We start from the raw sequence: 12,224 nt of genomic DNA, 5'->3' as shown, positions 1-12,224 counted from the left end.
TCCCGTGAAGCACCGCGCGCCTGCTGCCCTGCTCACCATCTCCTTCTACGCCTTCTACGACCTCCACCACCCGGTCTACCACGCCTACGCGGCAGCCCGTCTCCCTCCGGAGGAGGCCCGGATCAGCGTCTGCCACCTGTTCAGCCTCGTCGCCCGGGACTGGGCCACCATCGTCACCGCCCCGCGCCCTTCCGCCTGGGCGTGGGGCCACCTCACCCGGACCGTGGCCCGGCGCAGCGGACGCGGCGTCCTAACCCCGGCCGAGGACGCCGCTCTCCTCCATGACGACCTGCAGCTGAGCATCGACAAGATCGCCACGGTCACCGGTGCCGACACCGCGGCCGTCACCGCGCTGCTGGCTGCCGCTCGCAGGGCACGCCGCGTCGGGTGCTGAAGGCGAAGAGCAGGTCGGGCGTGTGCACCGCTACCGGGGCTGCGGCAGGCGCACGCCCTCGCCCCTCGCCGCGGGTGCCGCCCTTGTCCAGCAGGTTCACCCAGCAGCCGAAGGTGGGCTCCGCCATGATCTTCGCTGCCGGGACCACCCGGAGGGTCTTCTGCAGAGGCTTCCGGATCACCGGGCCAGCGGCCGTTGCCCTATTGCCTGGAGATCACCTGATCGGGTGATCATGCCATTTCCCGGCCTGGACCGGCGTGACGCGCCAGGAAAATCGGTCGGTGCCCCAACAACTCATTCCCCGCCGTGCTTGCCGTGCAACCGGCGTCGCTGTCCTCCTGAGCATCCTGGTGCTGGCTTCGACGGCCTGTGACGCACTGGAGACCTCCTCGCCCCCGAGCACACCAAACGGCTCGACAAGGCTGCCGGTCTCGCCGAGATCAAGATCACCTGCACGGAAGACATGTGGGACCGGACCCGAGAGAGCGGCCGGGACCGGCGTGACGACGATACGTTCGACGGTGTCAAGCCTCGCAAGCTGGAGGGGGCACAGGGCAAGCGCGGCCTGATCGAGGTCACTCTGACCGGGCCGCAGCTCGTGGAGTACCTCCGCAAGCTCGATTACGACGCCCACGGTGGCCTTGACGCCGAGCGTGACGACGCACCGCTGGCGCGGCGGATGTACAACGCGCTCGCTCCGGTCGTCGACCGCGTGCAGATCGGACACCCGCCGGCGGAAGCTCCCCTGGCTGTCGTCGACGACTCCGCCGTTGCTGCGGGCTCCACTCCCTCACCGGACGCCGAGAGGTAGGCTGGGCGGCCAAGATCCTGGAAATATCCCTGGTAGCCCTCGAAAGCGGGCAGGCCATACCGCCAGGGTTCAGACGTGAAGCGAGGGCCGCCCGGTCACCCGGGCGGCCCTCGCGCTTTCCGCGAGCAGGAGCGGCTGCCGACGGATCGATGCGCCGGCAGCCGCTCCTGCATGCTGCAGGACTGGTCAGTCGCTGCCTTCGTGGGGGAGCCGTCGTCCAGGACGATGCGGATGGTCTGGCCCTGCCCGGTGACCTCGGCGAGTTCGTCCGCGATGCGGTTGTAGGCGGTGATGGCCAGCGCCCAGTCGGCCTCCAGCGGGCGCTGCACCCACCGACCCACGCCGTGCGCGACGAGGAGACCGGCGTCCTGCGGCAGGGCGAGACCAAGACACTCGGCTCGCTGGGCAAGGACCCGATCTACCCGATGAACTGGCCGCCGTGCGAGGTCCCCGACGGGCACCCGGTGCTCAAGGATCTGCCGTGGTTCCACGTGCACGGCCCGGCGGAGTAGCTGTTCGAGGAGGCGTACGACTGGGCACGGCCGATGACCGAAGCCGAGTGCACGCTGCGCCACCTCGTCGGCATCGACGTCAACATGGCCTTCGCCGCCGGCGCCAACGGCCTGACCATCGGCCTCGGCGAGGCGACGCACGTCACGAACCCCGCGTTCGATCCGAAGCTGCCCAGCTCCTGGCTGGTCGACGGCAATCTGCTGCCCTCCCCGTTCACGCTCAAGGTTGAGCGCCCCGAAGGGCCGGCCTGGTACGCCACCCCGACGGTGGCGTACGCGGTGGAGCTCGGCTACGAGGTACGTCGCTCGAGGCGTGGGTCCGGTACGACAACGGCCGCTACCTGGACAGCTGGCACCAGCGGCTCCGCGACGCCTCGGCACTCGTCATGTCCTCAGCGGGGCATGGATCCGCTGACCGGTGATCCGACACCGGAGGCGCACGGTGCCTGCGGCCGGCCTGGCCTACAGCATCGACGGGCGACGAACTTGTTGCCGCGGTTCGGGCCGCATTTCGGTGTCCGGGCCGGGCTGAAGACGAACGACAGTTTTGACCCTTGGTTAGATGACCAGTCCTCAAGGGCATGCCCCTCTAGTATGCGTCGCTCAGAAGGAAGAACCGGGGGTTCAGTGAAGGCCGAAACAGTGATAGCCACGGCCGCCACGTTCATCGCTCTGGGATCTCTGTACGTGTCCGTCATGCAGACGAGGCTCAACCTTCGCCATTATAAACATTCAATTCGTCCACTATTACAGTTGCGGAGAATCCGGGACGGGGTCGAAGGCGTCGCCGGAATAGAATTGACCAATGCCGGCCTCGGTCCGGCGGTCGTCATTGAGTCGATGGCCTACTTGGACGGCGCTTCTCTTGGTCAGTGGAGGAGATCGACGTGGGAGCAGGTCATCGGGCCATCTCCCAACGGGGTGCAGAAATATGCATTACGCGCAGGGGTGGTGCTGCTGCCTGGTCAGAGTGTCTACCTGTTGAAACTCGCCCCATTTGACCGATACGGAAACGGCGACTTCGGAGACTTGGTCCTACGTCGACTGCATATTGAGGTTCGCTACGAATCCCTATACGGAGGCGAAGATTTCGCGGCTTCAACTTCAACTCCAACTTCAACTTCAACATGATGGCATTATGCGAAGTTGCAGTCAAACGTCGTCGCGAATTAAATAATGGATTGCCGTGTAACCGAGTTTACTTCATTCGGTCGTCTGCAGTGCATCATGTTGCAAGCAAGGTGGTGCATTCTTTGTGAAGGTCGGTGCACTCCGGTTTCCTCCCGGCCCGGGAACGCGTCATGACGGTCCGCCTTCCGTACGACCAGGGTGCAGACACAAGAAAGGCCGCCCGGACGTCCGGGCGGTGGCCGCGCTGACGGCCCGGCTGAGCGCCTTGAGCTTCTCCTCCAGAAGCGCGGTGCTCCTCCACGTCGGACAGAGCGGTCAGCAGCTGCTCAGTGTGGTGACGACTCCTGGCCGGAGCAGTGCAGGAGCGGGGCGGTGGCGCGGGTGAGCGGCTGGCGCGCGGCGGCTGTCAGGCCGCGGCGACGAGGCTGCCATCCGGCGCCCGGGCCCGCGCGGCGCGCAAGGCCGGGAAGGAGGCCACGACTGCCAGGAGGCCGTCGGCAGATCGGTCCGCCGACGGCCACGGCTACCACGCTACCTTCGACGGTGGGGCTGGTCAGTCCGCAGCGTCGTGGGGGAGTCCGTCGTCCAGGACGATGCGGATGGTCTGGCCCTGGCCGGTGACCTCGGTGAGTTCGTCCGCGATGCGGTTGTAGGTGGTGATGGCCAGGGCCCAGTCGCCCTGGAGCGGGCTGGCGTTGTCGCGGGTGTTCCACAGTTCGATCAGCAGGGCGATGAGGGAGCACCCGGACAGGACGGTCCGGACGCGGCCTTCCTTGAAGTCTTCGACGGCGGGCGGGGTGCGGAAGTGGCCGTGGCCGACGGCCCGGGCGGTGAGCCATTCCCAGGTGTCGCGGTGCGCGATCAGTTCGGCGGAGGCGACCCCGGCGGCCTTCAGCAGCAGGACGCCGTGAGCGATCCGCGGGTCCTCTGCGCCGGCGGGTGCCTGCGGCGCGGCCACGGGAGGCTGGCCGGCAACAGCGTCGGTGCCACGGTAGGCGGCCTCGATGGCGTTCTTCAGGTTGAGGTCCCGCTTCCCGGTCTCGGCGGTCTCGTGCTGCGGCCGGTGTTCGCCGTTCTCCATGGTTTCCCCCTGGGCGTAGGTGTCGGATGCGACGGGCGGCTGAATGTCGGCAGGGTCGGCGGTCACGCCGGTCGCGGTCCCGGCCTCGGCCGGCGGTACGGTCTCGCGCGGGCCCTCCTGCTCACCCTCGCCTGGCCCGCCGACCGTCGCGCTGGTCGAGGCCGCGGTGCGCAGGGCCTGGAGGTGGTCCAGGAGTTGCCGCAGTTCTCCCCGCGTTTCGTGCAGGTCATTGATCATCCGGTCCTGCCGCCGGCGCACCTCGCGGTTCTCCTCCCGCAGCCCGGTGACGCCCCCCTGGACCTGCTCCAGAATCTTCAGCCGGCTCTGCGTGAGCTCACCGTGCAGCGCGGTCAGGCCTACCGTCGGATCATCCAGCCGCGCGAGTTGCCCCTTCACCTCCCCCAGCTCTTCCATCACGTTTTCGAACGACTCTCTCCAATCCGACCCGCCCCATCTCACGCTGTGACCCCCTAGTTACTCCGAGTGCGTGACCCGCCCATACCTCCCCCGCGAAGAACACACCCAAAGCGGCGACTTTCAGCCTTCACCGGCTGGAACGACGCACGCGCCGCACAACCGCCAACCGTACGGCTTTTGAGCGCAATACGTACGCAGAACGTACGCAATACGGGGTAGGGTGCCGCCAGGAGGTGTTCCATGTCCGAGTTGTTCGACGCGGTCGACGCGCTGGTTGCCTCCCGCGCCGCACTGCCGCCGCCGACGGAGCGCAAGCGGCTGCGCGCCGCGCACGGCCTGACGATCGACGAGGTGGCCACCGCGCTGAAGGTGCGCAGGGCCACGGTGTCCGGCTGGGAGAACGGCAAGACCGAGCCCCGCCCGCCCGAACGAGACGCCTACGCCCGGCTGCTGAACAAGCTCGCGGAGCTCTACCCCGCCACCCCGGCCGACACGACCACGCCCGCCCCTGACGCCGCGGTACCGGCCACGTTCACCACAGCGCCCGCCTTGGCGGAAACGCAGACTCCGTCCGAGGGCCGGGCGACCAAGGCCGCGGGCACGCCTGCCACCGAGAACACCCAGACACCAGACCCTGCTGCAGCCCCTGCCGCACCGGCGGCCGCGCCGCGTCCGGCGCCCACCACCAGGACGTCGTCGACGTCGCGCCGCCCGGGCGCGAAGGCGGCGGCCCCCGCCGGCACCTCGGCGGGCGACACCGACCCGCGTTTCGAGAACGGGCCGCTCGCGGTCATCGACTGCGAGGACGGGCAGGTGTCGGCGTACTGCGTCGGCGGCCTGATCCTGAACGTGCCCGCCAAGACCCTGCCCGCGCTGGTCGACTGGGCGATCGAGGAGGCACACCTCGGGCAGGCCCGCCTGCACCGCTACGGCAAGGACGCCGACCCCGTCCTCGTCCTGACCGCGGCCGCGCTGGAACGCTACGGCCTGCCTGCCGAGCTGTCGCCGGAGGAGCGTCGGGCCGGACGGATCGCGGCCGGCCACAAGGTGCTCAAGCAGATTGCCAAGGCCGGGCAGCAGCTCATCCAGCGCGGCTTCGGCGCGTGGGCCCGCGTCTACCGCGACCCGGAGGGCTCGAGGCGCCGGTGCGTGCAGCTGTGCATCCCGGCCTGGGGCGCCCTGCCTGTCGACGAGTGGGACAACAAGAACAACCCGCAGTTGCCTGCCATGGACGCGGCCGACCTCGCCCGCTTCCTCGGCACCTACGCGGACCGGGTGATGACGCCCCGCGGCACCACCGCAGTCACCGGCCTGGAGCTGATGACGGCGCTGCGCCCGCCGACCCGGGCGCAGAAGGACGAGGCCACCGGCGAGTTCCGGCAGGCGTTCAACGACGACGCCCTCACCGCGGTGTACGAGGTGGTGGAGTGCGAGGTCCCGGACGAGCACCCGATCCTGAAGGGGAAGTTCGAGCGGCACCACCAGCGCACCCCGGCCGAGATGTTGATGGAGGAGCCCTACAACTGGTGCCGGCCGCTGACCGACGACGAGTGCATGCAGCCCTACCTGGTCGCGATCGACGTCAACATGGCGTTCGCCGCGGCCGCGAACGGCCTCATCGTCGGACTGAACGGCCCCACCCACCTGACGAACCCGGCGTTCGACCCGGCGCTGCCCGGCTCGTGGCTGGTCGATCTCTCCCACGTCGACCTCGCCAGCGTCTTCGGCAGCACCGTCGACGCCGACCGGCTCCCGTCGCCGTTCACGCCGACCGGCGAGCGCCCGACCGGCCCGGCCTGGTACGCCACCCCGACCGTCGCCTACGCGGTGGAGCTCGGTTTCGACGTCGCGCCCCTCGAGGCGTACGTGCGCACCCGGACCGGCCGCTACCTGGACCCCTGGTACAAGCGGCTGCGCGAGGCGTACGTGACCACGATGGCCGACCTCGGCGTCACCACCGCGATGGGCGGCCAGGAGTTCCTGGACGCGATGGCCCGCGCCAAGGACGTCGACCCGGCCCTGGCCCTGGTGCTGAAGGCGATCAAGGCCACGGCGAAGGGCGGGATCGGCAAGCTGCGCCAGCGTAACCGGGGCCAGGTGCCGTACTACGAGCCGTGGCCGGCCCTAGAGCGCCCGACGTGGCGCCCCGACATCCGGGCCGCCGTCCTGTCCTCGGTCCGGATCAGCATGCACCGCAAGATGCTGAAGACCGCCGCCACCGCCGGCGTCTACCCGGTCGCGATCGGCACCGACGCCCTCGTCTACCCCTCGCCCGGCCCGTCCCCGCTCGACTTCCTCCCGCACACCCCGGAGGGCAAGCCCGCCCCCGGCTCGTTCCGGCTCGGCGTCTCGCCCGGCATGGTCAAGCACCAGGGCACCCAGACCGTCCTGTGGGCGGAGCAGCAGTTCTAGGAGCACGGCGGCGTCTTCAACATCGCCAACCTCATCAAGACCGACAAGAGCGCCGGGGAAGGGGAGTAGTCCACGATGATGGAATCGATCGGGGACAGCCTGGACCGCGCACTGGAGTCGGCGTTCACCCGCCCCGCTCCCAAGAGCGCCCAGGCGCAGATGAAGTACCTCGTCAAGCAGCTCAAGGGCACCAAGGCCGCAGCCCAGGCCCTCGGCGTCTCCCAGCGCACCGTGGAGCGGTACCGCGGGCAAGCTCAAGCGGCCCCGCCAGGACCTGCGCGGCCGCCTGGAGCGCGAGGTCAAGAAGCGCTGGCAGCCCCAGGTGCGGGCCATGGCGATGAAGAGGGCGGCCTCCACCGGCGGCCCGGTCGTCTCCACCCGCGCCCGGTTCGGGTTCACCGCGGCGCCGGGCACCACCGACGACGCCCGCGTCCGCGACATCACCCAGGCCCTGCCCCCGGTGTTCGCGGACCGCCTGTTCACCGCCCGGAGCAGGGCGCCACCGAGCCCCAGCTCCAGCAGATCGCCGCCGAGGGCCTCGCCCAGATGTACTTCCACAACAACAACACCCGGGCCCACGGCCTCGGCGTGCAGTTCACCGACGTGGAGCACATCCAGATCGAGCTGTAGACGTCCCGCGCTGAAAAACGCCTGGGCCACGGTGTGACTGAGCACTTCAGTTGGCGGGTCTGCGCGGTGTCGCTTGCGGGATGGCTGTCAGGACGCTGATGGCTGGCCGACCTGCCCCGCAGCGGTTGCCGGGAATCGGCACCGTGAGGCCTGGCTGCTCTGCCGACTGTCCGCGTTACCTGCCTGCTTCGCCTGGTGGATACTGTGTCCCTCTCGGAGTCGAGGGTGAAACGCGCACGTCACGGGTGCTGTGTGATGAATCTGGGTGCATTGCGGGGGGACAAGGATGGCTGAGGCCGCTTGGAAGTCGGCGCTGCGTGCGGTGGTCTGGATGCTGGTCGCCCTGCTGGTGGCCGGCCTCGGGATGGCAATGGCCAGCGATGTTCGAGGGGCGCTGGAGAGGGAGCGGGCGTTCCGGGCTGCGTCGGACTGCGCCTCCGCGCCGGTCGATGTGTCGGCCTGTCTGCGGAAGCAGGACTTCACCGTCCGCAAGGCCGCGCTGCACCGCGGTAAGAAGGGCAAGTCGCCGGAGGCGGAGCTGGTGTTGCCCAGTGGCAGGCCGTGGCACGTGACGTTTCGCAACACCGATCCGGTGGTGTCGGAGATGGAGCCGGATGACAAGGTCGTCGGCCTGATCTGGTACGGGGATGTCATCGAGGTCCGGGACGCCGACGGGCGGCGGCAGCAAACATCCCACGGGCCCGTGGGATGGCCGGCGGACCGGCTCGGCGGGGCGATCAGCTGCATATCGTTCGGTGCAGTGGCCTTCATCGGCGGCCTGTGGGGGCTGCTCGGCCGCCGCAGCCGGCGGCACGTGGTTGCCGCAGCCGCCGTGCGGTGGCACGGCCTCGGGATAGGCGCCGCAGGCATTGTCGCCCTGTGGGTGCAGGCAGCCGCCGACTGGCCGATGTGGTCGATTCCCGTGAGCTGGGGCGTGCTGACACTGCTCCTGCTGGGCTCCGCGGTGGGCTTTGTCGTCGCCGCACTCCGCGGCACTCAGATGACCGAAGGGTGAATGCCCGGCATTCCGGCCGCCAGACGCTCCCTACGCCTGCGTGCACGCCACGCCGGGCGCCTGCGGTGGACGGTATCCCGCGCCAGCTCTCCACTGCTGCCGCCGTCGATTCAATACCCGCTGATGAACAGGCATGCCGATCCGACCCCGCCATCCGCAGCGCTCATCCCGCCAGCCTATGCGCTCACCCACCAGCTGAAGCGATCAGTCACACCCGTGTGACTGATCGCTTCGTTTGACGGATTGCGCCAGGGACCGCGCTAGGCACGTGTCTGGGCGCTCCGCCAGCACTCGTCGGCTGGCCCGGCATCGGCACCCACCAGGGCACGTCACCGCAGGAGTGGAGACCAGCCGAAGGAGCGCCCCGTCGCCGGTCGCCTCTGTCCACAGGCCCGCGGCGGTGGACTGCTTCCATGACTGACGAAGAGATGGCGGCGCAGGCGGCCAACACGCGCTCCAAGTTCATGGAGGGACTCGCCCGTGCGGAGCGGGCCCTGTTCACCCGGCCCGCGCCGAAGTCACCGCGGGCCCAGATGAAATTCCTTCGCAAGCGGGAGAAGGGATAGACCAAAAGCCTGGCGGAGCGCTTGGGCGTCTCCCGCAAGACGGTGCAGCGTTACCTCTCCGGCGCGTCCAGCAAGCCGACCAAGCGCCTGCGAGAAGCGCTGGTGCAGGAGACCGAGTCGGAGTGGCAGCCGCAGGTCAGAGCACAGGCGAGGCAGCGTGCGGCCACATCCCAGGGGAGGGTCATATCGTGCCGCGCGTGCTTCGGGTTCGGCCCTGAAGGCACCTCCGATGCGGAGCAGGTACGGGACGTCACCGTCGTTGTCTCGCCCTCCCACGCGGCCGCGATCCTCGCCGCGCAGGAGTCCGGAGCGACAGACAGCACTCTGCACAAGCTGGTCGCTGAGGCCATCGCGGACGCCTATTTCCGGATTTGCAGCCCTTCCCATGCACACCTGGAGGTGACTTTCACAGACGTGGAATGGCTCGACATCAGCTTTTAGCAACATGGAATGCACGGGTGCTGTAAAACCTGTATCCGGCTGCCGTGCATCCGCCCGGCAGCCGGATACGTCTTCCCCTTTTCCCACGACATTTTGGGAGACTCCATGAGCACCCCTGTTCCCCCGTCCCGCCGCCGGCGCTTCCCCCCGACGCCCGGCGCGGCCGCGCCCCGCCAGCCGGTCGGCCAGGCGAAGGTCGGCCGCCGGGCGGTGCGCCGCCGCGCCGCCGGGATGACCGTCACCGAGGCCGCGGCCGCGCTCGATGACGCCCGGCTGCAGCAGCACATGGACCGCGACCGCGAGGACCTGGCCGACGACGAACGCGGCCCAGCCGAAGTCGCCGAGTGGCAGCGCATCACGCAGCTGCTCGCCGCCGCCGGCGGCGTCTACGACCCGCACGCCGACACGGTCGTCCAGGACGAGCTCGCCGCCGACCAGCAAGCAGCGGAAGCCGAGCAGCAACGCCTCCAGGAGCAGCAGCAGCTCGCCGCCCGCGCCGACGAACTCGCCGCGCACGTGCGAGCCGGCCGACTCGACCGGACCGTAGAGACGAGGCCGGGAGACGAGGCCGTCCGCGACGTCCTGGTCCACCGGGGCGACTACCACCCGGTGGTCGACGGCTGGCTGGCGCAGGCCTTCGCCGACCGCTGCGGCCACTACGCCGACCCGGCAGCGCGCACGGCCGCCGCCGGCTCGCTGCCCGAGACAGTGCGGGCCCACGCGGCCCTGCTCACCGTGCTCGCCCGCACCGGCGCCCCGGCCGTCGACGGAGACTTGGAGTTCGCCGGGCGTCTCGCCCAGGCCGACCCGGAGGCCACCGGCGCGCTCGCCGCCTGGCTGGAGCGCAGCCTCGCGCCCGCCCGCCTGGCGGAAGCGGGCGAGTGAGGCACCTGGGCTTCGCCACCTGTCACGCTCACCGCACGTAACTACCGGGGTGTCACGCTTGGTGTCACGTCCACTGTCACGCCCGCCGGATCAGCACGCGACAGCACCCGCCGAATGTCCGGATTGGGAGCGTTTCGGCTGTCGGAAGTGCTCTGAGCCCTCGTCCGCGGGCCGATTGGCGTGACAACGTGACAACGTGACACCCCGCCCGGCACCCTTCCCCGGCGATCACTCTCCGCTCCCATCCGGGCTGTCCTGTGTCATCGATCCTTGACCGATTGCCACTGAAGTTGGACCACTGCACGGTTCGTGCCATCGGACCCTGACCGCCCTGGTCAAACTGCTCCGGGGTCGGCCGGCTGCTTCGTACCGTCGGACGGCTCCGGCGCTGCATGGCCGCTGGAGCTGAACTGCTCGCCGATGTTGTTCCACATGAGGCTTTCCTGCCAGCCCGGCTTCGCGGCAGCCCAGCCGAGCAGCGCCGCGAGGACCTTCTCCTGGGAAACGGTCATGGTCTGGAAGTGCTGCTCGGCCACGCCGTCCCGGTATTCGAGCTGGTAGGTGTTGTTCTCGCGCAGCAAGACCTGGATGTACCAGCTGCCAGGCCGTTCCGCGTCCACCCGCTCTACGACCATGTGGGCGTTGCCCTGCCGCAGGTTGGCCAGCATCGTTCCGATGGCGGGCTTGGTGGCGCGCTTCACCACGTGGCCGCGCTCGTTGGTCGCAATCAGCATGATCGGATCATCCAACAGGAGGCTGACACCGCCTCGTGAGGCCCTGACCAGGGCGGTCAAGGTTCGATGGCACGAACCGTGCAGTGGTCCAACTTCAGTGGCAATCGGTCAAGGATCGATGACACAGGACATGGGAAGGTCCAATCCGGGGCCGGCTTCCCTGCCCCGCAGACCACGTGGGGACTTGACCGTTTGTCCCCGGAGTCCGAAGCCCGCGAGTTAGTGTCAGCGAGGTCGATTTCTGCAGGTCATGGAGGCGCGTTGTCCGAGCCCGTTCCCGACGATCTGCGCTGTTCCCGCTGCGGTGTCCTGCCGGAGCCGCTCCTCTGCCTCGGCCACAACCCCGACGGCACGCCCTCCACCGACCTGCCAGCTGCGATGCTCGCGCTCGAAGCCGAGCTCGGTCTTGCCGATGACGCGCGCCGCCGAGCCGCCGGTGCCGTGCCCACCGATGCCCAGACCGCCGCGATGCTGCGTGCCATGGCCGACGACCCCGAGCTGGGCACGGGCAACGGGGAACACGGGCGCTAACGGCACAGGACAGCCCGTATCGGGGTCCAGCGGCCCGACCCAGCGATACCGTGGTGAGTCCCGCCAGTTATTGCGCCCTGGAGCCCTTGATGAGCGAACAGCCGGCCCCCGCCGCCCCCGCCCGGCAGCAACTGGAACCTGCGGCCGCCGACGCGGTCCGCGCGTACGCGGCCAAGACCCGTGAGAGCGCCGACCAGCTCGCCGCCGTCCTTGAGGACATCGCCACCAACGGCCTCCCCTCGGTAGAGGACTGCACCCCGTGGGAAGAACTGCGCGAGACTCACCTCGCCCGGCTCGCACGCCAGCGCCCGGCCGTCGCCTGATGCCCGCCCCACACGGCCGACGCCGCGCCCGGATCGCCTTCTCCGACGCGGCCGCCAAGCAGCTGGAGAACATCACCAGCGAGGCGGAGATCCACGCCCTGGACCGCGCCCTGGTCGTCGTCTCCGTCGACCCCGACATCGGCGACCCGCTGCCCGGCGACTCCACCGGCCCACAGCTGCGCCAGTACACCGACGACATCGAGCGCGTACGCCTCCTGTACTGGGTCACGGCGCTGCGCACCGGGATTATCTCGGGTTTGTTTGGCGTCGTTGCAGCTCAGGGCGTCGCTGCTGTGTGAGGGACGTTAGCCACGGTCCCGCTTCAAATAGGGTGACGGAGT

14 protein-coding genes and 2 pseudogenes are annotated in these 12,224 nt (G+C 69.4%); 12 read left to right on the top strand and 4 right to left on the bottom strand.

All coding sequences use genetic code 11. The features are described from left to right. Window positions 1–4 precede the first annotated feature (4 nt). Window positions 5–394 carry a hypothetical protein gene (locus ACWD3O_RS32825; RefSeq protein ID WP_451418395.1) on the top strand — a complete coding sequence of 130 codons (390 nt, stop codon included), beginning with the start codon at window positions 5–7 and terminating at the stop codon, window positions 392–394. A 214-nt stretch (window positions 395–608) separates the two neighbouring features. Here the strand turns inward: ACWD3O_RS32825 and ACWD3O_RS32820 are convergent, their stop codons facing one another. After that, a complete protein-coding gene (locus ACWD3O_RS32820) occupies window positions 609–1,121 on the bottom strand; it encodes a hypothetical protein (RefSeq protein ID WP_451418394.1) in 513 nt (170 codons plus the stop codon). 179 nt (window positions 1,122–1,300) lie between these two features. Next, window positions 1,301–1,534, bottom strand: a complete 234-nt coding sequence (locus ACWD3O_RS32815; RefSeq protein WP_451418427.1) for a hypothetical protein — start codon at window positions 1,532–1,534, stop codon at window positions 1,301–1,303. Between ACWD3O_RS32815 and ACWD3O_RS32810 the strand changes: the two are divergent. Continuing rightward, window positions 1,517–2,118, top strand: a pseudogene (locus tag ACWD3O_RS32810) (telomere-associated protein Tap); the annotation flags it as partial. The gene ACWD3O_RS32815 and the pseudogene ACWD3O_RS32810 overlap by 18 nt on opposite strands. A gap of 226 nt (window positions 2,119–2,344) precedes the next feature. Next, complete coding sequence (locus ACWD3O_RS32805) at window positions 2,345–2,848, top strand: hypothetical protein (protein ID WP_451418393.1); 504 nt, start codon at window positions 2,345–2,347, stop codon at window positions 2,846–2,848. Window positions 2,849–3,401: 553 nt separating this feature from the next. Here ACWD3O_RS32805 and ACWD3O_RS32800 read toward each other — a convergent pair. Next, entirely contained in the window at window positions 3,402–4,343 is a 942-nt protein-coding gene (locus tag ACWD3O_RS32800; RefSeq protein WP_451418392.1) for a hypothetical protein, read from the bottom strand. 243 nt (window positions 4,344–4,586) lie between these two features. Between ACWD3O_RS32800 and tap the strand changes: the two genes are divergently transcribed. From tap to ACWD3O_RS32770, 6 genes and pseudogenes are all read left to right on the top strand, one after another. Further along, window positions 4,587–6,758, top strand: coding sequence for a telomere-associated protein Tap (tap, locus tag ACWD3O_RS32795; protein ID WP_451418391.1), 2,172 nt, complete (start codon window positions 4,587–4,589; stop codon window positions 6,756–6,758). A gap of 78 nt (window positions 6,759–6,836) precedes the next feature. After that, a pseudogene (gene tpg / locus ACWD3O_RS32790) lies at window positions 6,837–7,388 on the top strand (telomere-protecting terminal protein Tpg). Window positions 7,389–7,674: 286 nt separating this feature from the next. Then, window positions 7,675–8,403 (top strand): hypothetical protein, encoded by a 729-nt coding sequence (locus ACWD3O_RS32785; RefSeq protein WP_451418390.1) that lies wholly within the window; start codon window positions 7,675–7,677, stop codon window positions 8,401–8,403. Between the two features lie 413 nt (window positions 8,404–8,816). After that, window positions 8,817–8,969, top strand: a complete 153-nt coding sequence (locus ACWD3O_RS32780; protein ID WP_451418389.1) for a hypothetical protein — start codon at window positions 8,817–8,819, stop codon at window positions 8,967–8,969. A gap of 9 nt (window positions 8,970–8,978) precedes the next feature. Further along, complete coding sequence (gene tpg / locus ACWD3O_RS32775) at window positions 8,979–9,410, top strand: telomere-protecting terminal protein Tpg (RefSeq protein ID WP_451418426.1); 432 nt, start codon at window positions 8,979–8,981, stop codon at window positions 9,408–9,410. Between the two features lie 105 nt (window positions 9,411–9,515). Further along, entirely contained in the window at window positions 9,516–10,295 is a 780-nt protein-coding gene (locus ACWD3O_RS32770) for a hypothetical protein (protein WP_451418388.1), read from the top strand. Between the two features lie 335 nt (window positions 10,296–10,630). On the opposite strand, the gene ACWD3O_RS32765 is transcribed toward ACWD3O_RS32770, so the two are convergent. Next, window positions 10,631–11,029, bottom strand: coding sequence for a hypothetical protein (locus ACWD3O_RS32765; RefSeq protein WP_451418387.1), 399 nt, complete (start codon window positions 11,027–11,029; stop codon window positions 10,631–10,633). A gap of 261 nt (window positions 11,030–11,290) precedes the next feature. On the opposite strand from ACWD3O_RS32765, the gene ACWD3O_RS32760 reads away from it, so the two are divergent. From ACWD3O_RS32760 to ACWD3O_RS32750, 3 genes are all read left to right on the top strand, one after another. After that, window positions 11,291–11,560, top strand: coding sequence for a hypothetical protein (locus ACWD3O_RS32760; RefSeq protein ID WP_451418386.1), 270 nt, complete (start codon window positions 11,291–11,293; stop codon window positions 11,558–11,560). 89 nt (window positions 11,561–11,649) lie between these two features. After that, entirely contained in the window at window positions 11,650–11,883 is a 234-nt protein-coding gene (locus tag ACWD3O_RS32755) for a hypothetical protein (RefSeq protein WP_451418385.1), read from the top strand. Then, window positions 11,883–12,182 carry a hypothetical protein gene (locus ACWD3O_RS32750; RefSeq protein ID WP_451418384.1) on the top strand — a complete coding sequence of 100 codons (300 nt, stop codon included), beginning with the start codon at window positions 11,883–11,885 and terminating at the stop codon, window positions 12,180–12,182. The genes ACWD3O_RS32755 and ACWD3O_RS32750 overlap by 1 nt, the downstream gene beginning before the upstream one ends. The last annotated feature ends 42 nt before the right edge of the window (window positions 12,183–12,224 follow it).

It is taken from the genome of Streptomyces sp. NPDC002640, from assembly GCF_053592575.1.
The sequence above is the reverse complement of the archived record's forward strand: the minus strand, read 5'-3'. Positions and strand labels throughout refer to the sequence as shown.

Excerpts from the sequence above, each read along its gene's own strand:
- tap (WP_451418391.1), top strand. The coding sequence starts at position 4,587 with ATGTCCGAGTTGTTCGACGCGGTCGACGCGCTGGTTGCCTCCCGCGCC.
- ACWD3O_RS32755 (WP_451418385.1), top strand. The coding sequence starts at position 11,650 with ATGAGCGAACAGCCGGCCCCCGCCGCCCCCGCCCGGCAGCAACTGGAA.
- ACWD3O_RS32770 (WP_451418388.1), top strand. The coding sequence starts at position 9,516 with ATGAGCACCCCTGTTCCCCCGTCCCGCCGCCGGCGCTTCCCCCCGACG.
- ACWD3O_RS32765 (WP_451418387.1), bottom strand. The coding sequence starts at position 11,029 with ATGCTGATTGCGACCAACGAGCGCGGCCACGTGGTGAAGCGCGCCACC.
- ACWD3O_RS32800 (WP_451418392.1), bottom strand. The coding sequence starts at position 4,343 with ATGGAAGAGCTGGGGGAGGTGAAGGGGCAACTCGCGCGGCTGGATGAT.
- ACWD3O_RS32785 (WP_451418390.1), top strand. The coding sequence starts at position 7,675 with ATGGCTGAGGCCGCTTGGAAGTCGGCGCTGCGTGCGGTGGTCTGGATG.
- ACWD3O_RS32750 (WP_451418384.1), top strand. The coding sequence starts at position 11,883 with ATGCCCGCCCCACACGGCCGACGCCGCGCCCGGATCGCCTTCTCCGAC.
- ACWD3O_RS32780 (WP_451418389.1), top strand. The coding sequence starts at position 8,817 with ATGACTGACGAAGAGATGGCGGCGCAGGCGGCCAACACGCGCTCCAAG.